We start from the raw sequence: 22,055 nt of genomic DNA on the forward strand, positions 1-22,055 counted from the left end.
TGAAAATCAAACACTTAAATACCCTTAGTGTTAACCCTTATTAATTTAAGGTAAAGATTAAGGACAAAATAATAAACTTTTAATATTTACTCGATTTATGTTTGCAAAAGAAAACGCAAGTGATGTTTTTGTTTGTGCGCACATCAAAAATAACCGCTGATCAGCAAACCCCATGTCAGGGTTTATATGACAACAATTAATATTAAAAATTTAAAAATCAAAAATGAGAAAATTAATTTTATTAGCAGCATTTGGAGTTGCTGGATTAGTTAATGCAAAGAGTATTGTGAAAAGTGAACTTCAAGAAGAAAAAGAAACAAAAGTATTTCAGGCTTGTGGTGTAGTAGTCACATACTATAATGCTAATGGACAATATGAGGGAACGGGATATTTCAGTTCAGAGCAACCAAGCTTAGAATCCTGTATGGCGTGGCAAAACGCAAAAATCCGATCATTAAGATTACAAGGTTATAGCGTTAGTTTAAATGCTAATGTAAACTAAATATCAGCAGGAAATGCCTTTGAGGCATTTCCTTTTAATTAATAAAATTTATTATGCAAAAAACTTTTTTACTATTCGGCCTAATAATCAATTCATTATTATTTTCACAAAAAATTCATATCAAATACTTATTTGTACGTTCTCCAATAGCTACATTATCTGAAGACTTATATATTGATGGAAATAAAGTAATTTCTATCCAAGATTCTATAATTCATTTTAATAATGTTCAAAGTGAAGGCAGTATTAACGATATTATTCCGGGAGGAAAAAAAGTAAAAGCATTCTATTTTATTTCTAATAGTACAAATTCAAATGACAGAGATTTCTTTTTTACTTCAGATGTTGAATCCTATGATAATTATTTTGTACATGATAAAATAACCAAACCATTATGGAAAATTGATAATTCTTCGACGAAAAAAATAGCAGGATACAATTGTATAAAAGCGACAACAAATTTTAGAGGCTCTAATGTTGTTGCATATTATGCTAAAGATTTACCGTATTCCGTAGGTCCTTTCAAATTTTTTGGATTACCTGGAGTAATTTTAGATGTAAGAGTAGAAGGTAAAAGTTTCGATCTCTGGAAAGCAGAAAAAGTGGAGACAAACTATACTAAAAATATAAATTTTAATCCCGATTTCAAAGGTTTCACTAAAGTTGAAATAAAAAGATTTATTGAATTAAAAGATCTTAAACGAAGGAAATTTCAAGCACAAGTTCAAAAAGAAACATTGCCGGGAGAAAAAGTTGATTTCCCAAAAGAAAGATTTGGAGTAGAATCCGTTTTTGAATGGGAGAAATAATAATTTTACATGAAATTTTATCAACAAAAAACGCCGCAAAAATATGCAGCGTTTTTTTTATTTATGATTTGTTCATTTTTTCAGCAATTCTTCTTTTCTTCTTTCGTTCATAGATTACGGCTACAATTTTACCACCAATCCACGAAAAGGGGAAAAAAGTGAGGAAAATTGATATTTTATAGAATGTAGGATGATAAGGAAAAATAATTACATCCAGCATTGCTATAAAAAGCATGATGAAACCTATAAGAATAGCATAAGCTACTTTAGCATATTTTACGATAATTGCTGTTGCCACTCCCCCAACGGTAGTTCCCAATCCGGAAATAAACAAAAGGAAACCAAAAAAAGCATCATCGTGCTGCATGCTTTCAAGAAATCTCTGCCAGTGTTCGAACGGAGCGAAAGCTTCAAAAGTAATCCATTGCGGAAATACCCTTATACCAAGAGTAATGATAAGCCCTGCAATACCAAGACCCACAATAACCGCAATTGTATTTCTTAAAAAATTCATTAATCCTGATGTGCGATCATAGAAATTTCGATATCAACATTCTTCGGCAGGCAAGAAACCTGTACAGTCTCACGAGCCGGATAGCTTTCTGCATCCAAATAAGAGGCATAAATATCATTCATTACAGCAAAATCATCCATATTTTTAAGGAAGATCGAAGCTTTTACAACATTTTTAAAAGTCATTCCTGCTTCAGTAAGAATAGCTTCAAGGTTTTTCATTACCTGATGTGTTTCTTTTTCAATACCTTCTACCAATTTCCCGGTTGCAGGATCTACAGGGATCTGTCCTGAGATGTATAGAACACCATTTGCCATGTTTGCTTGTGAATAAGGCCCGATAGCTGCAGGAGCATTAACAGTGTTGATTACTTTTTTCATTAGAATTTATTTTGGGTGCAAATATAAAATTTATATTCTATTTATATCTCAAATATCAAACTGATATTAGAAAGGTGCATTCGGTTGTGTAAAACTTCTGTCTTTATATTTCAGAGCATCACTTAAGATATTGGCTTTGATCCCGATAAAAAAGTCATACACTTTATACTGTCCGAAAGGAACCCAGTTGAAATTAATAGTAAAACTTCGCTGATCTCTCGCAAAACCAATTCTTGTATAAGCCAGTTCTTTCGTCACCAAATCATAATGGGTACTTCCGTTGATATTCCAGAACGGAGTAAGCTTTAAGCTTCCATCCAGACCTATTGAAGCCAGTTTCGTGGGCGTTCTTGAAGCCATGCTTCTTGTGTAGGCATAGTTGGCATTCACATTTAAAGTCCATGCCTGATCGAAATGGGCATAATTATCATCGTCAAAATAATAATTTTCATTCCTTACCTCTCCTTTTGACTTATATTTTTTAGCATAATCCGTTTTCTCTCCAAACAATTCGCTGCTCAAAGGATAAGATAGCTGAACATTGAATCCCTGTACACTGAAATGCCCGAATTCTTCCGTTCTGATTCCGGTTTCCTGTCCTGGAAGGTAAATAATTTTGTACGGATCCAAAGATAAGCTTGTATTAACACTTAATTTATTGTTAAAGAAAGAAGATTGTCCGTTCAGGGTAATAATCGACCATGGATGATCTTTTGCGGCAAAATTATAGCTTCCTGATAGGTTTAAAGATTCAAAAATTTTAATTTTTTTCACACCTGTAGAGTCACTTTTAGATTTTACCTTCATTTCAATATTATTCCCGATATTGAAACCTAACGCTCCTACCATTCCGCTTGACGGGCTTCCGATAATTCCTCCTTCAAAAATTGAATACGGTGTCAAAGCTCCATTCGCATCATAATAATTCCTGAAATATCCGAAACCTGAACCTCCGAAATCAGGAGAATAAGTAAACCCGATACTTGGCGTCATCATGTGTCTGATCGCTTCAATTGCTGATCCTTTTTTGAAATTCAGCATTCCGTACAGCGTTGTTTGGATACTTGCCGTAGTCGAAAAAGTAGAATATCCAGTAACACCTTTATCAGTTTCCGTTACCACTTTATTGTTGACAGGATCATAAAATTTGTTAACGCTTTTTGTTGTTAAAGCATTATCAATATTCGCTCCCAAACTGAATGTAAAATATTTGGCAACCGTTGTATTGGTTCCTAAAGCAATATTATTTTTCAGTCCGGTCTGCATTTTGTCCCACATTGCTGCTTTGAAAAGCTCACCTTCTTCAGTCTGAACGTAATTGGTTAAATTAATTCCTGTATTTACCGTTAAGTTTTCCAATAAGCCTTGTCTTACCCCTGTTTTAGATTTAAATAAATAAAACTGATTGATGGCAATATTCATCTGTGGCAAACGAAGATCAGCCAATCCAGTAGCAAAATTCTGCGAGTAAGAAGCCGTTCCGGTAATCGTTACCGGTAGTTTTAAAAACCTTTTGGTAACAGTTACTGTTGAGTTTTGTTGAGTATTTAATACATTTTGATTTAAAATATAATTGTTGTTCAGCGTATTGTTATAAAATTTCGTGCTTACAATATCGACTGAAGCAGAAAATGTAAGAAATGGGTTTGATTTCGTATCCTGAGTATGTCTCCAGGCAATCCTGTAAGTCCCGGTCCTGCTGTAATCGTCCAAACCTTTGATTCCCCGTACCATTGTCCCGATATCTGCGGAGAAATTCCCGGAATAGCGGTATTTTTTCACATAATTCATTTCCGGCCTCAAGTTCCAGCTTCCTTTGGTGTAAATATCTGAAAGAATTTTAAGGTCAAAATGCTCCCCGATCGGCTGATAATACCCCAACCCATTCAGGAAGAAACCCACATCCTGCCTTTCCCCGAAACTCGGGATCAGAATACCCGCGGATCTTTTATCTGAAAAAGGTAAGATGGCAAAAGGCATGATTAACGGTGTCGGAACCTGCTCAATATACATCTGGATTGGCCCGGAAATAATGGATGATTTATTTTTTGTTTTAACTAATTTAATATGCGAAGCTCTCAAAAAGTAATCAGAAGCGGTATCTTTTTTCTTAATGAAATAATCATCGGTAGTATAATCTGCCCGTCGCATTGCGAAAACCGAATCGTTGTACTTTTTTGTTTTATTGGCAACAATTACCCCTTCATTCTCCTCCGTTCTGGCATTAAAAGCAATGGCCTGTTTCGTTTTGGTGTTATACTGAAACTGATCTGTCTCATATTTTTTCCCGGCCTGGGTAATCACTGCAGGCTCTATAAACTTCCCAAGAGAGTCTTGTTTCCCTCGTGCAAACATCAGATTTTTTTCTTCATCAATAGAGATGTAATCTGCATCAATCTGTATATCCTGGTACTTTACCTGCGCATTTTTGTTGAGATATATCATCTTTTTTTGAAAATCTCTGCGGTTGTAATCAGCCTTTGTCTGAAGAACATCTTCCAGAGATTCTTTTTTTAAGACAATGGTATCATTCTTGGAAATAGTATCGTTAACCGCATTTTTAGGCAATTTTTCAGGCGTTTCCTGTGCTAAAAAATTGTTAAAAATTAGGATAATTAAAATTTGTAATATATTTTTGGAGACGGTTTTGACCAATTTTTTGTTATATTTATGTATACAATTAAGGCTCAAAATTAATATAATTTTTAAAACTGTAAGATGCACAAAGTAAATTTTAGAATAATTTTATCATTTCTCTTCATACTCCTTAGCAACTTTATTTTTTCGCAAAAGAAATTAACCATCGTTTTAGACGCTGGACACGGGGGAAGTGATCATGGAGCTAACAGGACTTATTCTGATATCGGGAGGGTTGCCGAAAAGGATGTTACGCTTGCTATCACACTAAAAGTAGGAGCCATGCTCGAAAGAAATAAAGATTTTAAGGTAATCTATACCAGAAAAATCGACGAGTACCCTTCTCTTTCGGACAGAACAAATCTTGCCAACAGAAGTAAAGCAGACCTTTTCGTGTCCATCCACTGTAATTCTTCCGTAAGACCAACTGCCTACGGAACAGAAACTTATGTACAGGGGCCGGACCAGAATGATACCAACCTGGAAGTGGCAAAAAGAGAAAATGACGTGATCTTCCTCGATGAAAAAGATAAGCAGACCTTTGGTGCCTATGACCCAAGCTCTCCAGAATCTTTGATCGCTCTAAAACTCCAGCAAAGTAAATATCTTGAATCAAGTCTTCTTCTGGGCGGATTGGTTGAAGATAATTTTGTAAATAAAGACAAAAGGTTTTCAAGGGGAGTTTTTCAGAAAAACCTGCACGTTCTCCGTATGAATGCGATGCCTTCCGTACTTATCGAAACCGGATTTATCAATCATCCTGAAGAAAGTCATTACCTGGCTTCAGACAGAGGACAGACCGAAATTGCAGAAAGTATCTATAATGCGATCATCGATTATAAAAAAGCGGTCGACAGGAAATCCGGAGGCTCATCCGTGACAATAAAAAAACCTGAACCGGATAGATTAGCTGAAGTAGCACTGAAAAACGATTTCAGAATTTTATTATTAAGTTCGCCTACAAAATACAATGACGGCGACCCTGCCTTAAAAGGATTAAATTATATTCTTCCTATTAAAGAAAACGGGCAATACAAATATTATTATGGAGTGACAAACCTCGCCTCTGTAAGAGATATCAACATAAAAACCGCTAAAGACGCAGGGTTCAGGAATGCTTATGCTGTAGGGTTTATGCCTAATCAAAAGCTTAATACAGGCTATTATACTCTTGAACTTTACGCCGGAGACAAACTGAATGGAAACTCATTCATCCTTCAGACCCTGAAAGATGTAGAAAGGACCAAAGAAAACGGAGTATTTTATTATACCTACGGAAAAGTCTACACTTTGGAGGATGCCGTAAAGCTTCAAAAAGATATTGAAGCTAAGGGAATTAAGAATTCTGTGATTCAAAAAGTGTTTAAATAGTATAAAATAATTTTGAAGTTAAAAAGTTAATTATTACTTTTGCAACCTCAAAATTTGGCCTATTCGTCTAGTGGTTAGGACTCAAGATTTTCATTCTTGCAACAGGGGTTCGATTCCCCTATAGGCTACCAAATTTGATATCATGCCGGATTTAAAAATACAAGAAGCTAAATTGCTTTTTAAGAAAATCCACTCGAACCCAAAAAGTTACGATTTAAAAATCAATGAGGATGGGATTACAGGCAGGGATGATAAAATAAGTTTCAGACTTTACAGGACAGGAGAAAGGGTAGCATTTGAAGTAACGATTGATGGATACCGTTTCACCAATCAGACCGGAGAATGGAACAATGCGATGGTCATGCTTACGAGCACGATCAAAAAAATAGAAAGAGAAGAAGAGAATTTTAAAATAGAACAAGCAATAGATAAGCTTCGGAAATATTTATCAGAAGAAGAAAATTAATTTTTTTTAGAGATAAATTTGGTAGATAAAAAAAAAGTTTTTACTTTTGCACTCACATTTGAAAAGATATGGCAAATCATAAATCAGCATTAAAAAGAATAAGACAAAACGAAGCTAGAAAACTTCGTAACAGATACTACCACAAGACTGCAAGAACAGCATTGAAGGTATTAAGAAATGAAGAAGATAAGGCTGCAGCTGCGGAGCAATTGCCAAAAGTTATCTCTTTGTTGGATAGATTAGCTAAGAAAAATATCATCCACAAAAACAAAGCGGCTAATTTAAAAAGCAAATTAACTAAGCACGTTAACAGACTAGCTTAATAAGTATAGTTGGCCCGTTCGTCTATCGGTTAGGACCTCAGATTTTCATTCTGGTAAGAGGGGTTCGATTCCCCTACGGGCTACAAAATATAATCACTTTCTAACCTGGTGATTATTTCTAAGAGTTGAAACTTATAAAAACAAAAAATCTAACACATTATTTAATATAATGGCAGACGGCCCGTTCGTCTATCGGTTAGGACCTCAGATTTTCATTCTGGTAAGAGGGGTTCGATTCCCCTACGGGCTACTTAACAACAATTAAAAAACTCTGATAAATACAATCATCAGAGTTTTTTTTGTTTTGAATCCTTACGAAATTCTTCCGATTTTCCGAAATCTCCCTTACACGATCTTGTACAAGGCGAATTTCCAAAATCTTTTTTGATTTCTAAAATTTCTTCTTTCTTTTATTTTCCTTTTGTTCTAAACCAGCTTAAAAATTAAAATATATTTTTGGTCAAAACACTGGTAAATCGTCTCAATTTCGGAAAGATTTATTTTGGTATTTTTATGTGAAAAATGTGATATTTCATCAATGTTGACTAGGGTTTAATCATTTTTTCCAATTTGGATAATCAATCAAATGAACTAGCTCTTCAAGAACAATCCGTAAGTCATCCTTTAGTTTATCCACATCTGGTTTTTTTGCACTATATCTTCTATTGTGCGCACTCATATCTCCCATCTTTTTTAAACTCGTAAGGCTGTCTTTTGCATTTCTGCTAATATTCCATATAGTTTCAGCTCTAAAATGATCAATTAGATCACTTAAAAAATAAAAATGCCCACTGCTTCCATTTTTTATTTTGGAAGAAATTTTAAACCTTTCAAATGACTCAATGATCAAAACTTCTAGAAGTTTTCTTGTCATTACTGAACAAGCATCATACAACCCTTGATCATAACAAGAAGCAGCTTGTTTAGCAATTGTTTTTAAGTAATCTCTTGTATTATCAAACAATTCCAGAGGAAAATAACTATTTGTTGGAACAATAAGCTTTGGAACATTCATCAATTCATCTATCCCAATCTTTTTCGTTCTTTCCAAATGATATAAGCCCTTTTGGAGAACAAATTTCGTAAGTTTTCCTCTAACTTTTTTTGAATTATTTTTCAAATACTGCGGAATATTAGAATATTTAGATGTTTTTAATTGATCGAAATAATTTTCTATTTCCTTAGGTGAACATCCTTCATTTCCCATGATAGATGTATGAAAATAAACAAAATAATCAATTTTTTGACTAGCAGAAAGACTATCAAAATCATTAATTTGATTAACAAATACTTCTAAAGTCATACTCATAAATTACTCTTTTTGTTTTGAATGCCAAGCCTTAACTTCATTAAGACCTTTTGTTGTTATTTCAATGTTTGATTTATCAGTACTCAACCATTTTTTTCTTGTTTTTGTATTATTTAAGCTTGCCAACATATTTTCAGGAAGTTTATGATTGACTGCATCGTAACAAGTAAATAAATGGTCTAAGCTAATTTCTTTGATATTAAGAATTTTGGACAAATAATAAGTAAAAAGCAAATTTCTCTCATTATCACTTTTTGGATTATACTCTTTAATAAAATCAACCAAACTTTTTCCCCCTTCAGGATAGAAATCAATATTTGCAAGTACTTTCGGCTTGTTGCCACTTGTCCCCTTTTTCTTGTTATTTTCTTTTTCTAAGGAATTTTCAGAAGCATTTTCCTTTTTTGATTTAGAAGTAGCTCTAACTTTAATTGATCCACTTGTACGACCAATTATTTCTTTTGCTTTTTCAATCCCTTTTTCAACAATAGAAAAGTCATCATTATTAATTGGATTAACATATCTATTTGTCACTGCATTTTTAATTGATGAGCCTAAATTACCTACTCTAGTATCAGTCCTTCTACCAGATTCCTCATACATATTTAAAATATCTTTCCTTGTAAATGTTTCATGTCCAAAATCTGAAGCATAAAATGCATAAACTATTATCCATTCCGATTCAGAAGAAGGTAAATTATTCATAACAATATATTTCATTGCAGGAAATTCTTCTTTCTCCGATGAAGTCAATATTTCTTTTTCATTACTTTGAATACTTTCGGGAGAACCTTTCTCATCAACAATTTCAGCATCAGAAAAAAGTTCCTCTGCATTTTCAATCAAATCATTAGGATTATTAGGAACATTATTGATTCCTTTTAGCATTTTTACACCAGCGGCATCTCTTAAAATACTAGTTACCTCTTTACCAACATTATCGCTAAAAGAAGCTTCAATTATTCTATCAGTTGCTGTTTCATGAAAACGAAATGTATTTATTCCTTTTTCTTCATTTGAAGATACAATACCCCCATTTACTTTTGGTGTTCCACAATAAATACAACCAATAGAATCTTTTTCCAAAAGAGAATTACACGATTTACACCTAATTTGAGTTAGACAAGCACCGCAAAAATATGAAACTATTTGTGGTAGTAATTTTGAACAATTTGGACAATTGTGCTGTAAATTTTCTTCCATCATTCTATGAAAAATTTGTTAGTTAATGATTATCAATTAAATATTTCATGTGAATTTAAATAATTTATTTGAAATATCTAAACCTCAACTTCCCCTGTAAGCTATTTATTGTCAAAAAAATGAATAAACCATAGAATTATTCTTGTGATGATTTAATTTGCTGAATTACATCATAAAATGAATCTTTCTCACTTAAATCAAAATTAATGGTTAAATCTAATCCAAATTGTTCAGACCACAGCTTAATTCCAATCAATGCAATTCCCCAACATGGTGTATCAGGAGATAAATTCATTTGTTCTAATGCCGTAACTAATCTATCTTCTACGTTTGGATGTATTTTACCAGTCGTTTCAGGTTTAAAATATAACATTGCTAAAATCCCGATTGTAACACCTATTGTAGTACCTAATTCATTTATCTTCGTAGGATGAATACCTTTTTTTATTAATTCAATTGCTTCAAAATCTGCTTCTTTTTCAAATTCAATAAAATGTGAATCCTCAAATGTATTAGAGTTTATTTCATCAATATGTCGAATAGCATGAATATATTCATGACACAATATAAACATCACAGCATGTGTATAAAATATATTTGGTTGTTCAATATAATCTCTTTCTTCTGCTAGATATATTTCAGGATTTGGAAGGTTCTCTTTATCCCATGGAACGAAATCCACAATTAATGATTTACCATAATTAAAAACCTCATACGCTTTCTCAATTCTTTCTGGATCAATTTTGTATTTTTCAAAACCAGCCGCCTTATTAACTCTTGGAAAATCAATTAGCTGTAAATATAACGTATATACAGAATGAGAAATGCACCATAAATATGAAAGAAATGTCTCATGAAATTCAATTACCTTATCAACATTTCTAATATGTGGTGTAAATGTAATTTTTTCTTCACCATAATATATGTTTAGTTTATTGGAAAGCCCATGCTTTCTTATAGCATTTTCAAGTTCATTTCTAAAATCTGGATGCGTAAAGTGAAACATATAAATATTCAATTTATGCAGAATCCTTATTGGTTGTGTACCAAAATGCTTTGATTTATCATAATGATTTATTAATCCTTTGCTTTGAAACATCCATTCCATAGTTATTTTGTTTTCTCAAATATAAAATTATCTTTTCATATTTGCCTTGCCAAATTTTAGCATTACAAGCCTCTTTGACTTATCATAAATAAATACATTATTTTCAGCAGACACTCTCACTCCTTTATTGAATTTGAAATCATCTGAAAATAAGTCATCAGTGAAAGATAATTCACAATCAAAATAGACGCTGTCCATTTTTTGTTCGTTTTCGGAAAAGGAAGAGACCTTTTTGATCTCCAGATTCTGAATCTCAACTTTGTTTTCAAGCATTCCTTTTAAATCATAGTCTACCTGCTCTACTATTGTTCTTTTGGAACAGGAAAGCATTGTTATTGCCATCAAAATTTGAAGAAATACACCTTTTTTCATTCTGAATCTGTATTAAAATTAAACGGCATATTTCTGAATGACTTTTGATTTTCTTCGTTGGTCGCCTCAATAATCAGAAATATTCCCTGCTTTTTGATATTGGTATTTACCAGCTTCTTATACAGTTCCGAATCTTTGTTTATTTCTTCCTTCATCAAAAAATCCTCTTTCAGAAAATAATAATCGGCAAAAGAGTTTTTGAATGCATAAAAATTATTTTCTAAATAGCTGAGAATATCAACATTTCTTAACATTTTTTTATTTTCAACTTTTCTAAAACCCCCTTCTCCATCATAATAATAGAGTTGAAGGCGGAAAGAAAATGGAGATTTGAAATATTTGATATTTGCTATTTTAAAATCCTTGATTTGATTATCCCCACCTTCATATATTTTATTTCCATCATAATAAACAGAGTTTTCTTGCTTAACATATTTTGGAGGCAAAATACCATCAACACCTCGTCTGTTTTTAATTGTTATCGAATCTTTGATATTATATGGTAGCCCTTTATCTAATGTAATATGAATCACATATTCTTTTGGAATTTTTCCGTCTGTATAGGATATGTTGTTTTGAGGTTGATTAATAATATTTGACTGTTCTTTTGTCTCAGAAGTCTTGTCTTTTTCTGTTGGTTCCAAAGAATCAGACAAAGGAAAATCCTTAATATCCATTTGAGAATCAAATCCTGATTCTTCAAGGGCGTAGGACTCTGTGAATTTGCCTGTTTTTATGTTAATATTTTCCTGTTTTACCAATCCTCTGTCCTTAGAATAGTATTCAACTGTTTTTTCAGGAAATTGATGTCTCCCTGACATTTGTCGTTCGATAACAAGAAGTTTTTCTTTTGATTCTTCCCAATAACACAGACCATAATAAATAGTTCCGCTCTCATCCGCATAGCTCCATTTGGTTGTTCCTATTGAGGTAGGGAGCTTGAAATAAATATTATTTTTTCCGAAAGTGTATTCTTCCCCTCCTGAATCAATTGAAGCTCCATCTTTTGTTCTAATCAATGAAATTTCATCATTCCCGATCTCAAAGAGCTTAGCACTCGGCTCTGAGTTCATGAGTCCGATTTCAAGGGATGTTCCGACAAGATGATTTGAAATTTTGAAATAATTAACCCTGAAAAAGTCTTCTGAATTTGTTTTGGATTTCAGAGAAACGAAGTTGTTTTTGACTGGAAAAATCCATTGTTCCAGTTTTTCTGTTACTTGTCCCTTTACGTCTTGACAAAAAACCGTCAAACTCAATAAAAGAAGGAAAAAGCCATAATTGTTTTTCATATCGTTACTGTTTTAATCTTCAATGATGCAATGAAGTCTATCGTAAAACAGCTTTTCTAAGAAAAAAGAAAAGCAAGTGGTTCTCACATGCTTTTAGTTCTGAAGGCTCGGCAAAGCCTATGTTACATAAAAACAGGATAAGCCACTTGCCCTATAGGGACAAGCGCACTGAAACTGTTTGCGTTTTGTAACATTTAAGAATTTTGCCGATTCACAGAACAAAAGCAAAAGTTTTACACTTTTATTTTCCGATAAAATTTGAACTGCAAAGATAGAAATTTTTCTAATTTCTTTCTCTGTTTCGCTTCAGTAAAAAGATTTTCAAGGATTTGACATTTTTTCTTTGATTCTCCTTGTCTTCTTTTAAAAAGCACAAAGTAGGTCAACAACGACCTACTTGACTATTTTTTGATATCTATTCATTCTGAAAATTTGCTTCAAACCCTCGACATATTGTATTCGAACTTTATGAGTGAATTCGATTGTATTTTTATCAAATTTGAATCCAAAGTCAGAGTTCAACGCATTATCAAATTGCTTAAGTTTTTTTGACTTATCGCTTGAGGACAATAAGCCCTTGTCAATTCCTTTCTTTAATAAAAATTCAATCTTATCCCTACCAAACTCATAAATGAGATATCTCTTCATAAAAACTTCAAAGCCTTTCAAGCCTTTTAAATCAGGATATTCTAACAGTGATTTTTTATGAATTTTATTATACATATCAAACCACAATTTAAGAGCCTTTTTACAGTTTTCTGCTTCAAATAAATCTTTAACCCTTAAGTCTGGAATTTTCAAGATTTTTGAAGGATTTGATTGCATCATAAATTCATACCTAACCAAATTATGGAAAGTATCAATAAATGAAGTATCCTCCTGAATAAGTTTTTTATTTTTTGTAGCAAACTCTTTTATCTTATCATAAAAAACTAAGTTTCTTCTTCCACTATTTGAATAAAATCTCAGAGTAGTTCTTTTTGACGTATCCCGCTGAAAATATTTCAAATAATATAGTCCAAGAAAGTAATCTGAAACTTCGTTTTCCAATTCAAAATTTGCAGCAATATCAAGTCTTCTTACCCGAGCATTTCTCAGATCAACACCTAGTTCATCACTCAATAACATAATAGCAATTGGAAAAGACCTGAAATCAAAATTTTCAATATTGTTATTATTCAAATATTTGGGAATGCTTCCATCAATTTTAATCATTTCATCATTGATAAATACTGCCATATTTCTAATCATTCCTGTTGGCTTAAAATTTCCCCTGACATATTTATCAGCAGGCATCAAGTTCTTTTTAATTTCATCAGTATTCCAAGGGGTTTCAGCGTCTTTTCGATATAATGTTAGAGCATTAGTATCAAACATAATTTATTTATTTTTTGAGGTAAACAAAAGTCAAACAGCAAAATTGACCTGTATTAATACTCTTCTTCTTTCCTTTTTCGGAATATTAATACGCTTTTTATTTAAAATCAAATAATTTTGCCGAGGCTTTTGATAATGGTAATTTTTAATTTCTGAAAAGAGAAATGATTTTCTCTGTTTTTACTAAATTTTCTTTGGTTTTTGGTTATTTGCTTCAGTTTTTATCTCTTCAAGTGTTTTGACTTTTATTGCCGTCAACCATTCGTCAATCTCAGATTTTCTGAAGAAAATACTATTCCCTCCAGGTGTTTTGTAGTGTGGAATTTTCCTTTTGCTTGTCAATTTGTAGATATATGATTTTTCATAACCCGTGTAACTACAAAACTCATTGAGATTCAAGATTTCTTTTTGATTTCTCAATAGTTCTCTAACTTCTAAAAGAATATCAATGAAAGTTTCTTTTTTCATAATTTAATCTGCTAATATGTTTGGTAATTTATTGATGGCTTTGGTTTTTGAAAGTTCAGCGGTTCTGACATAGATTTGAGTTTGTCTCAAATCCTTATGTCCTAAAAGTGATGAAACCATATTGATTCCAACTTCTGCAAAAACCAAGGATGTAGCAAAAGTATGTCTTGCACAATGCCAAGTGATATGCTTCTCAATTTCAGCTTTTTCGACCCATTTCTTCAAAATACCTAAACAACCTGTATGAGAGGGCAAATCAAAAACGAGAGACTTCCCTTGACATCTTTCTCCCAAGAGCTTAATAGCATTGTCGTGAAGAGGCATAACTACCTTTTCCTTTGTTTTGACTTGAACAATTGAAAGAATGTTTTCATTATTGATGTTGCTCCATTTAAGTATCTTGACATCGCAAAAACGTAGACCTGTCAAACAACTGAAAAGAAAGGCTCTTTTAACACTTGAGTTTGAACATTCTGTCATAGACAATAAAAATGCTTCTTCCGATGTGAGGATATCTTTTTCAGCGGAAACTCCTTTTGAATTTTTGATATTTAAAGCAGGATTCGTTTTAAAATACTTGGAAATTGTAGCCTCTTTAATAATTCTTTTCAGTTTTTTGAAATAGTTAAACGGAGTACTACCATTCAATGTTGAATCCAAATAATCTTTGAAAGAAATCAAAAATTCCTCATCAATTTCAGAGCAAGGTAATTTTTTCTTTTTTCTGAAAGTTTTGAGTTTTGCAATCATTGATTTGAATGTACGCATCTCACTGTGTTGAGCTTTTCTTTCAATAAATTCATCACAGTATTCAAAAAAATCTTTTTCTGTTTGATATCCTTTCTCATATAAAATCATCAATACCTTTTAATTCAATGTTTGCTACAATTTTTTTGACTGCTTCTTTCCTTTCCTTATTGATTTCCCTTTCAAGAGGCGTTTTGGGATATTTGTAGTATCGAATATCCAGCATTTTCTTTTTTCGAGTCCCATTCTTGTGAATGTCCAACTGAATTCCGATCCAATTACCTTTCAGATCTATTTCACGTACTTTAATAGTCATACTTATAAATTTTTATATATCAGCTTTATAACAGATGTTCAAAAAAAGAATCGGATTTTTAACAGATTTTAACAAACATTATAAATATTTACGAAAATCTTCCGAATACAAGTATGAGGAGGAGGTCAAACAAAGGAAATCAGAATCAAGGAATCTTTGATTTTTCTAAGTATTCTCTGAAAATTTATGCTCAAATTTTGTGAAAAGTGTTTCCCCTACGGGCTACTTAAAGAGATTCATTTTTTGGATCTCTTTTTTTATTTCCCTTAATCGTGAATTACTACATTCTGTCTTTTTAACTCCTGAAATTATTTATTAGACAACATTAAATGAAACCAAAAATATATATTCAAAATAGGGGAATAATTAAGTTTTATTTAAAAAAATAAGATAAAATGCTTTTTCAATAAAAACGGTGACCTTGAGATCCAAGCCACCGTTTCTTTTTATGATTTAAATTTACTTTTTACTTAAAGCCTCATCGTATCTTCTGCTGATTTCTTTCCAGTTGGTCACGTTCCAGATTGCTGTCAGATAATCTGCTCTTTTGTTTTGGTATTTCAAATAATAAGCATGTTCCCACACATCAATCCCAAAAATCGGAGTTCCTTTTTCTTCTACGACATCCATTAAGGGATTGTCCTGATTTGGTGTTGATGAAACAAACAGCTTTCCATTTTTATCTACGGATAGCCAAGCCCATCCGGAACCGAAACGATCTGCTCCTGCCTTGCTCATTTTCTCTTTAAAAGCATCCATGTTTCCAAAAGCTTCATTAATGGCTTTCGCCAACTTTGCAGACGGCTGTGTATTTTTTTCAGGAGTAAGAACCGTCCAAAACAGCTCGTGATTATAATGTCCACCTGCATTGTTTCTCACCGCCGGACTCAATTTTGAAATACTCGATAAAATCTGGAACAACGTCTGTTTTTCCTGAGGCGTTCCTGCAATCGCCTTATTTAAATTACTTACATAAGCCGCCGCATGCTTTGAATAGTGAATTTCCATCGTCTGCGCATCAATATTTCCTTCCAGCGCATTGTAAGCGTAGGGTAAAGGAGTCTGCTTGAATTGCGCAAAAGCAAACTGTGCTGCAAATACTGCTCCTAGAGCTGCTATTTTCAAAACCTTCATAATATTTTGTTTTATGGTTTAACTTGTTAGAGGGGAAGTTAGGAGATAGAGGCTAAAGTTTTTTGCATGCTTCCAGCCCCCTGCTTCCATCTTTTCCCCTTATTTCAACAATTTTCTGATATCTTCAATCAAAATTTCTCTGTCCGGATGATATTTTCCTGTCAGTTTTGGGGTTTTCCCTTCAGGATCTTCATAATTCAATCCTGAATAATATAGAATCGGCATATTGTCTTTGTTATACCTGCAACGGATATTTCCATCCTTATCGACAAGCGCGATCATCCCGCTGTGATTGAGACTTTCGCTTTTATCTTCTTCATCACCAACATAGATATTAAACTTATCTGCAAGATCTCCAATATACGTCCTGTCACCTGTCAGAAAATGCCAGTTCGGGGATTTTACACCAATTCTTTTCGCATGCTCTTTCAGCAATTCCGGAGTATCATTTTCAGGATCTATGGTGATTGAGATGATCCCAAAATCCGGATTGTTGATCTCTTCTTCGATAGCTCTCATGTTGGTATTCATTATCGGGCAGATCGTTGGGCACCTGCTGAAGAAAAACTCTACCAGATACACTTTACCAAGCATGTCTTTGTTGGTAATTTTCTTGCTGTTTTGGTCCGTTAACTCAAAATCAGGAACCTTCATCACTGTATAAAGGTTTTTTTTGAAATATCCCATTCCTACCCCGATGCCTAAAAAGAGCAAAGCAATAACTATAATGGGGATAATTACTTTACTTTTTGCGTTGCCTGGATTTTTATTTTTGGACATATTTCTCAGGATTTTTTTTGAATTCATCTTTACAGTAAGTACTGCAAAAACCATACGTTTTGTTTTTATATATTGCCGTATCTTTCATATCTGCTTCCGTTTTCATGTGGCAAATAGGGTCTTCCGCATTGGCAAATCTCACTTTATCTGATGTTGATGATACTGATTTCTTTTTATGTTTTACTTTTGGCGTTTCCTGGGCACAAGCCATTAAAGAAACAGACAATAATGTCGTTAAGATAATTTTTGATTTCATTTTGATTACATTGAATTAATGTTACGAATGATTTATTTTAAACTAATGCATAGTTTAATAAGGAAAACGGCTTTAAAATAAAGCAAAGTCTTCCTAAGATTATTTCAACCTTAAAGATTAAAATAGATTAAAATTTTTCAGTTTTAAATCAAGCTAAAGGCGGATGGAATATTTTGGAAAAATAATCTGAAGTATGAAAATTGATATAATCCGAATGTAAACTTTTTAGTGAAATATCAGATAGATTTGCATTTGAAAAGAAAAGAACTTCATTAGATAAAAAAACATCTAATCCGGTAATTTTTATCGTCTGATTATTGTTGGATTGCTTTTCTGTCTTGGCCAATTCTTTTTCAACGTAGCATTTTCCTTTACAGGTAGATTGAGGAATACTTCTATTTTCGCAAAGATTTTTTACGATGTAATCATAATTAACCACATAATTCATCAATGGCAAAACAGGTCGAATTGCAATGGTAAAAATGATGAATATGGAAATAAAAAGTCTCAATTTTCAATTTTGTAGTACAAATATACTACTCAAAATTGTTTTTGATTCATTTATGATGAAAGTCATTGATTTTCTAATTACGCAGTTTTTTTCCAATGAACCTTCTCAAGGTTTAAAACCCTGACAAGGTTTTTTTCTACAAATTAGTCAGATTGCGAAAAATATTTAACTCAAAATTTCATCCTCTGAATCCTCACCGCATTTAAAATAGCCAACAACGCAACCCCGACGTCCGCAAAAACGGCTTCCCACATGGTCGCAATTCCACCTGCGCCCAAAGCCAAAACTATACCTTTGACAGCAAAAGCCAGAATAATATTTTGCCAGACTATTTTTTTAGTTTGCTTTCCGATATTGATGGCCATTGGGATTTTGCTTGGCTTATCATCTTGGATCACAACATCCGCAGTTTCAATTGTGGCATCACTTCCTAATCCTCCCATGGCAATTCCTACATCACTTAAAGCTACTACCGGAGCGTCATTCACACCATCTCCCACAAAAGCAACAGTCTGGCTTTTTGCTTTAATTTCTTTGATTTTATTCACTTTATCTTCAGGAAGTAAATCCCCAAAAGCATTAGAAATTCCTAATGTATCGGCAACATGTTTCACCACCGAGGTTTTATCGCCACTGAGCATGGTGGTTTTTATCTGCAGTCTTTTTAATAAATTGATCGTCAATTGAGCATCAGCTTTGATACTGTCAGCAATCGTAAGGTAACCGGCAAATTTTTTATCATAAGCCACAGCAATTAAAGTGTAGACCTGGTTTTCTGCTTCAATATCATAATTAATATTAAATTTATCCATCAATTTAAAGTTTCCGACTAATAATTCTTTTCCGCTGATCATAGCTTTTAAGCCATAACCCGCAATTTCTTCCACATTTTCCAACTCAATAGAATGATCAATTTCTCCTACATAATCATGAATGGCTGTTGCAACAGGATGTGAACTTTTACCCTCCAAAACGTTGACGAATTTCAGGATTTCTTCTTTATTAAATTCATTGTTAAAATTAACTTCCTGAACTTTAAAGACACCTTCTGTCATGGTCCCGGTTTTATCCATTACCACATTTTGAACATTCGCTAAGACATCTAAAAAATTACTTCCTTTAAATAAAATCCCATTCCGGCTTCCGGCTCCGATTCCACCAAAGTATCCTAAAGGAATGGAAATAACCAAAGCACACGGACATGAAATAACCAGGAAAATCAAAGCTCTGTACAGCCAGTCTTTAAATTCATAATTTTCAACAAAAAAGTACGGCAATAGTGTAATTCCGATGGCAAGAAATACAACAATCGGGGTATAAATTTTTGCAAATTTTCTAATAAATAATTCTGTGGGAGCTTTCTGGGCTGTTGCGTTCTGAACCAGCTCTAAAATTTTGCTCAACTTACTGTCTTTATAAGCTGTCGTTACTTTCACCTGGCTCAGCGTATTCAGATTAATCATTCCTGCCAAAACGGCTTCTCCTTTTGTTTTAGTATCAGGTTTGCTCTCCCCTGTCAGTGCCGAAGTATTAAATGAAGCTGTTTCAGATAACAATTCCCCATCCAACCCCAGTTTTTCCCCGGATTTTAATTGAATAACCTCTCCAATCTGCACTGTTTCTGCTTTTACAGACTGTGGTTTTCCGTCTTTTACGACTGTAACCTCATCTGGCCGCTGATCGAGAAGAGATTTGATATTGCTTTTTGCTCTGGTGACCGCTATTGCCTGAAAAACTTCTCCCACAGAATAGAAAAGCATCACAGCAACCCCTTCAGGGTATTCGCCAATCGCAAAAGCTCCGACCGTCGCGATTCCCATTAAGAAAAATTCTGAGAAAACATCTCCGTTAATGATACTTCCATAGGCTTCTTTTAAAACCGGCAATCCCACCGGAATATAAGCAATCAAATACCAAACAAGACGGATCCAGCCGGCAAACCAATCGGGGTTTATAAAATTATCTAAAGCGATTCCTATCAGCAAAAGGACAAAAGAAACAATAGCCGGAAGAAACATCTGAAAGGTTGATTTATCTCCCGTTTCATGCGAGTGTTCGTGATTGTGGCCTTCGTGACTATGATTTTGTTCTTTCTTTGGTTTTGTACTGCAGCATTCTTCCATAACTTAAATTTTAAACAAATTTAAATGTAAACAGAATGCAACACTATTGCAAACTTACAGGCAGTTTTCACAGATCCCTTTTGCAAAAAGTCTTATTTCATCAATTCTGAAATCGGTCTGGATGTTTTCCGGAAAAGAAATATTTTCCTTGCAAGTGGTTTGTTTACAGATTTTACAATAAAAGTGGAGATGCCAGTCTTTGTGCGTATTTTCGTCACAGCCGTCGTGACATAGCTTGTATTTTGTGGTTGTATTTTCCTGAATACTGTGAACGATCCCTTTTTCTTCAAAGGTTTTCAATGTTCTGTAAATCGTTGTTCTATCAGCATTATCAAAATAATTCTCAATTTCAGACAAAGATAAAGCCGCTTCCTGAGAACTCAAAAAGTCATACACCAAAATCCTCATACTGGTGGGTTTTGTGTTTTTGTGGATAAGCTTATTTTCGATGTCTTTTTTCATAATTTAAGAATTCTTTGAAAAAATTTTGAATTTCGATACTTAGAACTCCGAGGAGAAGATCTTATTTAATGTAAATATACTTTAAAATGTATAAAATATGTTATCTCCTATGGAATAACTATCCTATTGTCGAATCCGTAAAAGTTTTAAAAATACAAGTTACAAGTTTTACCGATTTACAAAAAACACTAAAAGGTGATAAAATTCACATAAACATTACAAATAAGTCTTTCTATAGTGAAGTAAAAAGTATATTTTCGCAAAAAATTTTTAATCAATTCAAAACTTTATGAGAACAAAATTAATGTCGATAGCCATTTTAGCTTCATCTTTTTCCTTTGCACAAACTTGGAATCTGACAGGAAATACAGGAATTAACTCAACAACTGATTTTTTAGGTACAACTGATGCTAAAGACCTTATATTAAAAACAGGTAATATAGAAAGAATGAACATCAATTCTGTTGGAAAAATTACTTTAAAACAACAATCGGATTTGGATCTTTCTTTTGAAACATTTGGTCGCCTGCAATTTAATACCGATACCACTTCTGACGGTATGCACATTTTTAATAACAAACAAATGATGGCTGGTGCAGATGTTGTATGGATCAGTTCCGCATACCAGCCTAATGATACAGGTCTGCTAAGTATTTCCTCGCCTCCTACTGCTGGAGATTGGTCCAAACCCGTATTTTCTGTACGCTCAAATGGTAAAGTCTTTATGGGAGTAAGATTAAATTTCTCTCCAACTTGCAGTGATTGTGGTGAATACAGATTATTCGTTCAGGATGGAATAAGAACAGAGAAGATAAAAGTCGATATAGCATCTGCAAATAACTGGGCAGATTACGTTTTCAAGAAAGACTATAAACTTCGAACCTTAGAAGAGGTTGAAAAACATATTACCGAAAAAGGACATTTACCTAATATACCAGCTGCTGATGAGATTGTAAAAAATGGAATTAATCTTGCGGAAATGGATGCTAAACTTTTAGAAAAGATCGAGGAATTGACCCTTTATTCTATTGAACAAAATAAAAAAATACAAAATCAAACTGAGAAGATTGAGAAATTAGAAAAAAAACTAAATCAACTTCTTTCCGAAAAAAAATAAAACCATGAAAAGAAAAATACTATCCCTATTTTCTTTATTGATAGGGTTTCTGGGCTTTTCTCAAACTGAAGTTTATTTCAAATACGACGAAGCCGGAAATCAAAGATATAGAGGGACAAACGCAACGGGAAAAACTGCGCCAGAAGAAATAAAGAAAGTTGAAGAAATAAAAACAGCTGCGTTAGTAAAGCAAGATCCAGTAATTGATGAAAAAACTTTCTGGAAGCAGATCAGACTGTATCCTGTTCCTGTAAATGATTATCTTACGATTGATTGGACTGAAGAAGTTGACGGCCTTATTCAATCTGTTTCACTTTATCAGCATAGCACCGTTCACTGGAAATTCCAGCAGCAGAATATTCCTGATCTTAATAGGAAGCTGAAAATCAATATGACGGGGTATGAATGGGGTATTTACGTTCTCCATTTTACGTTAAAAGACGGAAGGGTTTTCAGCAGAAACATTACAAAACGATAA

The 22,055-nt window shown here is 33.2% G+C and carries 25 protein-coding genes and 3 tRNA genes; 10 read left to right on the top strand and 18 right to left on the bottom strand.

Annotated features, from left to right (window positions below):
* The first annotated feature begins 223 nt into the window (after nucleotides 1–223).
* Together ATE47_RS15240 and ATE47_RS15245 are read left to right on the top strand one after the other, a co-directional pair.
* On the top strand, nucleotides 224–502 hold the full coding sequence (locus ATE47_RS15240; RefSeq protein WP_062162756.1) for an RPB7/RPC8 family DNA-directed RNA polymerase subunit: 279 nt from the start codon (nucleotides 224–226) through the stop codon (nucleotides 500–502).
* 53 nt (nucleotides 503–555) lie between these two features.
* On the top strand, nucleotides 556–1,311 hold the full coding sequence (locus ATE47_RS15245) for a GLPGLI family protein (RefSeq protein ID WP_062162757.1): 756 nt from the start codon (nucleotides 556–558) through the stop codon (nucleotides 1,309–1,311).
* A gap of 61 nt (nucleotides 1,312–1,372) precedes the next feature.
* Here ATE47_RS15245 and ATE47_RS15250 read toward each other — a convergent pair whose 3' ends face one another.
* The 3 genes from ATE47_RS15250 to ATE47_RS15260 all read right to left on the bottom strand — a co-directional run bounded on the left by ATE47_RS15250 (nucleotide 1,373) and on the right by ATE47_RS15260 (nucleotide 4,860).
* Entirely contained in the window at nucleotides 1,373–1,825 is a 453-nt protein-coding gene (locus tag ATE47_RS15250; RefSeq protein WP_062162758.1) for a hypothetical protein, read from the bottom strand.
* On the bottom strand, nucleotides 1,825–2,205 hold the full coding sequence (locus ATE47_RS15255) for a RidA family protein (protein ID WP_062162759.1): 381 nt from the start codon (nucleotides 2,203–2,205) through the stop codon (nucleotides 1,825–1,827). The genes ATE47_RS15250 and ATE47_RS15255 overlap by 1 nt, the downstream gene beginning before the upstream one ends.
* A 66-nt stretch (nucleotides 2,206–2,271) precedes the next feature.
* Nucleotides 2,272–4,860, bottom strand: coding sequence for a putative LPS assembly protein LptD (locus ATE47_RS15260; RefSeq protein WP_082632620.1), 2,589 nt, complete (start codon nucleotides 4,858–4,860; stop codon nucleotides 2,272–2,274).
* A 63-nt stretch (nucleotides 4,861–4,923) separates the two neighbouring features.
* On the opposite strand from ATE47_RS15260, the gene ATE47_RS15265 reads away from it, so the two are divergent.
* The 6 genes from ATE47_RS15265 to ATE47_RS15290 all read left to right on the top strand — a co-directional run bounded on the left by ATE47_RS15265 (nucleotide 4,924) and on the right by ATE47_RS15290 (nucleotide 7,252).
* Complete coding sequence (locus ATE47_RS15265) at nucleotides 4,924–6,213, top strand: N-acetylmuramoyl-L-alanine amidase family protein (RefSeq protein WP_062162760.1); 1,290 nt, start codon at nucleotides 4,924–4,926, stop codon at nucleotides 6,211–6,213.
* A 56-nt stretch (nucleotides 6,214–6,269) separates the two neighbouring features.
* Nucleotides 6,270–6,344 (top strand) — tRNA-Glu (locus tag ATE47_RS15270).
* An 11-nt stretch (nucleotides 6,345–6,355) separates the two neighbouring features.
* The gene (locus ATE47_RS15275) at nucleotides 6,356–6,679 is read left to right on the top strand and encodes a hypothetical protein (protein ID WP_062162761.1); all 324 of its coding nucleotides are present in this window, start codon (nucleotides 6,356–6,358) and stop codon (nucleotides 6,677–6,679) included.
* Nucleotides 6,680–6,747: 68 nt separating this feature from the next.
* Nucleotides 6,748–7,002 (top strand): 30S ribosomal protein S20, encoded by a 255-nt coding sequence (gene rpsT / locus ATE47_RS15280; RefSeq protein ID WP_062162762.1) that lies wholly within the window; start codon nucleotides 6,748–6,750, stop codon nucleotides 7,000–7,002.
* Nucleotides 7,003–7,013: 11 nt separating this feature from the next.
* Nucleotides 7,014–7,085 (top strand) — tRNA-Glu (locus ATE47_RS15285).
* Nucleotides 7,086–7,180: 95 nt separating this feature from the next.
* Nucleotides 7,181–7,252: transfer RNA gene (locus ATE47_RS15290), tRNA-Glu, on the top strand.
* A 306-nt stretch (nucleotides 7,253–7,558) separates the two neighbouring features.
* Here ATE47_RS15290 and ATE47_RS19075 read toward each other — a convergent pair.
* The 15 genes from ATE47_RS19075 to ATE47_RS15365 all read right to left on the bottom strand — a co-directional run bounded on the left by ATE47_RS19075 (nucleotide 7,559) and on the right by ATE47_RS15365 (nucleotide 20,460).
* Nucleotides 7,559–8,311, bottom strand: a complete 753-nt coding sequence (locus tag ATE47_RS19075; RefSeq protein ID WP_150114834.1) for a DUF4145 domain-containing protein — start codon at nucleotides 8,309–8,311, stop codon at nucleotides 7,559–7,561.
* A 3-nt stretch (nucleotides 8,312–8,314) separates the two neighbouring features.
* A complete protein-coding gene (locus ATE47_RS15300; RefSeq protein ID WP_150114835.1) occupies nucleotides 8,315–9,517 on the bottom strand; it encodes a zinc ribbon domain-containing protein in 1,203 nt (400 codons plus the stop codon).
* 133 nt (nucleotides 9,518–9,650) lie between these two features.
* A complete protein-coding gene (locus ATE47_RS15305) occupies nucleotides 9,651–10,622 on the bottom strand; it encodes a hypothetical protein (protein WP_062162764.1) in 972 nt (323 codons plus the stop codon).
* A 27-nt stretch (nucleotides 10,623–10,649) separates the two neighbouring features.
* A complete protein-coding gene (locus tag ATE47_RS15310; RefSeq protein WP_062162765.1) occupies nucleotides 10,650–10,994 on the bottom strand; it encodes a hypothetical protein in 345 nt (114 codons plus the stop codon).
* On the bottom strand, nucleotides 10,991–12,286 hold the full coding sequence (locus ATE47_RS15315; protein WP_062162766.1) for a hypothetical protein: 1,296 nt from the start codon (nucleotides 12,284–12,286) through the stop codon (nucleotides 10,991–10,993). Before ATE47_RS15315 ends, ATE47_RS15310 begins: the two co-directional genes overlap by 4 nt.
* A gap of 393 nt (nucleotides 12,287–12,679) precedes the next feature.
* On the bottom strand, nucleotides 12,680–13,663 hold the full coding sequence (locus ATE47_RS15320; protein ID WP_062162767.1) for a phage/plasmid replication domain-containing protein: 984 nt from the start codon (nucleotides 13,661–13,663) through the stop codon (nucleotides 12,680–12,682).
* Nucleotides 13,664–13,846: 183 nt separating this feature from the next.
* Nucleotides 13,847–14,131: a helix-turn-helix transcriptional regulator gene (locus ATE47_RS15325; RefSeq protein ID WP_062162768.1), complete on the bottom strand. Its 285-nt coding sequence runs from the start codon at nucleotides 14,129–14,131 to the stop codon at nucleotides 13,847–13,849.
* Nucleotides 14,132–14,134: 3 nt separating this feature from the next.
* Nucleotides 14,135–14,989, bottom strand: a complete 855-nt coding sequence (locus ATE47_RS15330) for a site-specific integrase (protein ID WP_062162769.1) — start codon at nucleotides 14,987–14,989, stop codon at nucleotides 14,135–14,137.
* Nucleotides 14,976–15,194, bottom strand: coding sequence for a hypothetical protein (locus ATE47_RS15335; protein ID WP_062162770.1), 219 nt, complete (start codon nucleotides 15,192–15,194; stop codon nucleotides 14,976–14,978). The genes ATE47_RS15330 and ATE47_RS15335 overlap by 14 nt, the downstream gene beginning before the upstream one ends.
* A 459-nt stretch (nucleotides 15,195–15,653) precedes the next feature.
* Nucleotides 15,654–16,328 carry a superoxide dismutase gene (locus ATE47_RS15340; protein WP_062162771.1) on the bottom strand — a complete coding sequence of 225 codons (675 nt, stop codon included), beginning with the start codon at nucleotides 16,326–16,328 and terminating at the stop codon, nucleotides 15,654–15,656.
* 99 nt (nucleotides 16,329–16,427) lie between these two features.
* Nucleotides 16,428–17,108 (bottom strand): SCO family protein, encoded by a 681-nt coding sequence (locus ATE47_RS15345; RefSeq protein ID WP_181898068.1) that lies wholly within the window; start codon nucleotides 17,106–17,108, stop codon nucleotides 16,428–16,430.
* Nucleotides 17,095–17,364, bottom strand: coding sequence for a YHS domain-containing protein (locus ATE47_RS15350; RefSeq protein WP_062162772.1), 270 nt, complete (start codon nucleotides 17,362–17,364; stop codon nucleotides 17,095–17,097). The genes ATE47_RS15345 and ATE47_RS15350 overlap by 14 nt, the downstream gene beginning before the upstream one ends.
* 148 nt (nucleotides 17,365–17,512) lie before the next feature.
* Nucleotides 17,513–17,875, bottom strand: a complete 363-nt coding sequence (locus tag ATE47_RS15355; RefSeq protein WP_228376284.1) for a hypothetical protein — start codon at nucleotides 17,873–17,875, stop codon at nucleotides 17,513–17,515.
* A 170-nt stretch (nucleotides 17,876–18,045) separates the two neighbouring features.
* A complete protein-coding gene (locus ATE47_RS15360) occupies nucleotides 18,046–19,998 on the bottom strand; it encodes a heavy metal translocating P-type ATPase (RefSeq protein WP_062162773.1) in 1,953 nt (650 codons plus the stop codon).
* Between the two features lie 54 nt (nucleotides 19,999–20,052).
* Entirely contained in the window at nucleotides 20,053–20,460 is a 408-nt protein-coding gene (locus tag ATE47_RS15365; RefSeq protein WP_062162774.1) for a Fur family transcriptional regulator, read from the bottom strand.
* A gap of 289 nt (nucleotides 20,461–20,749) precedes the next feature.
* On the opposite strand from ATE47_RS15365, the gene ATE47_RS19285 reads away from it, so the two are divergent.
* Nucleotides 20,750–21,577, top strand: a complete 828-nt coding sequence (locus tag ATE47_RS19285) for a hypothetical protein (protein WP_062162776.1) — start codon at nucleotides 20,750–20,752, stop codon at nucleotides 21,575–21,577.
* Between the two features lie 4 nt (nucleotides 21,578–21,581).
* Entirely contained in the window at nucleotides 21,582–22,055 is a 474-nt protein-coding gene (locus tag ATE47_RS15380; RefSeq protein WP_062162777.1) for a hypothetical protein, read from the top strand.

Origin of the sequence: Chryseobacterium sp. IHB B 17019 (genome assembly GCF_001456155.1) — a bacterium.
Taxonomy (GTDB): domain Bacteria; phylum Bacteroidota; class Bacteroidia; order Flavobacteriales; family Weeksellaceae; genus Chryseobacterium.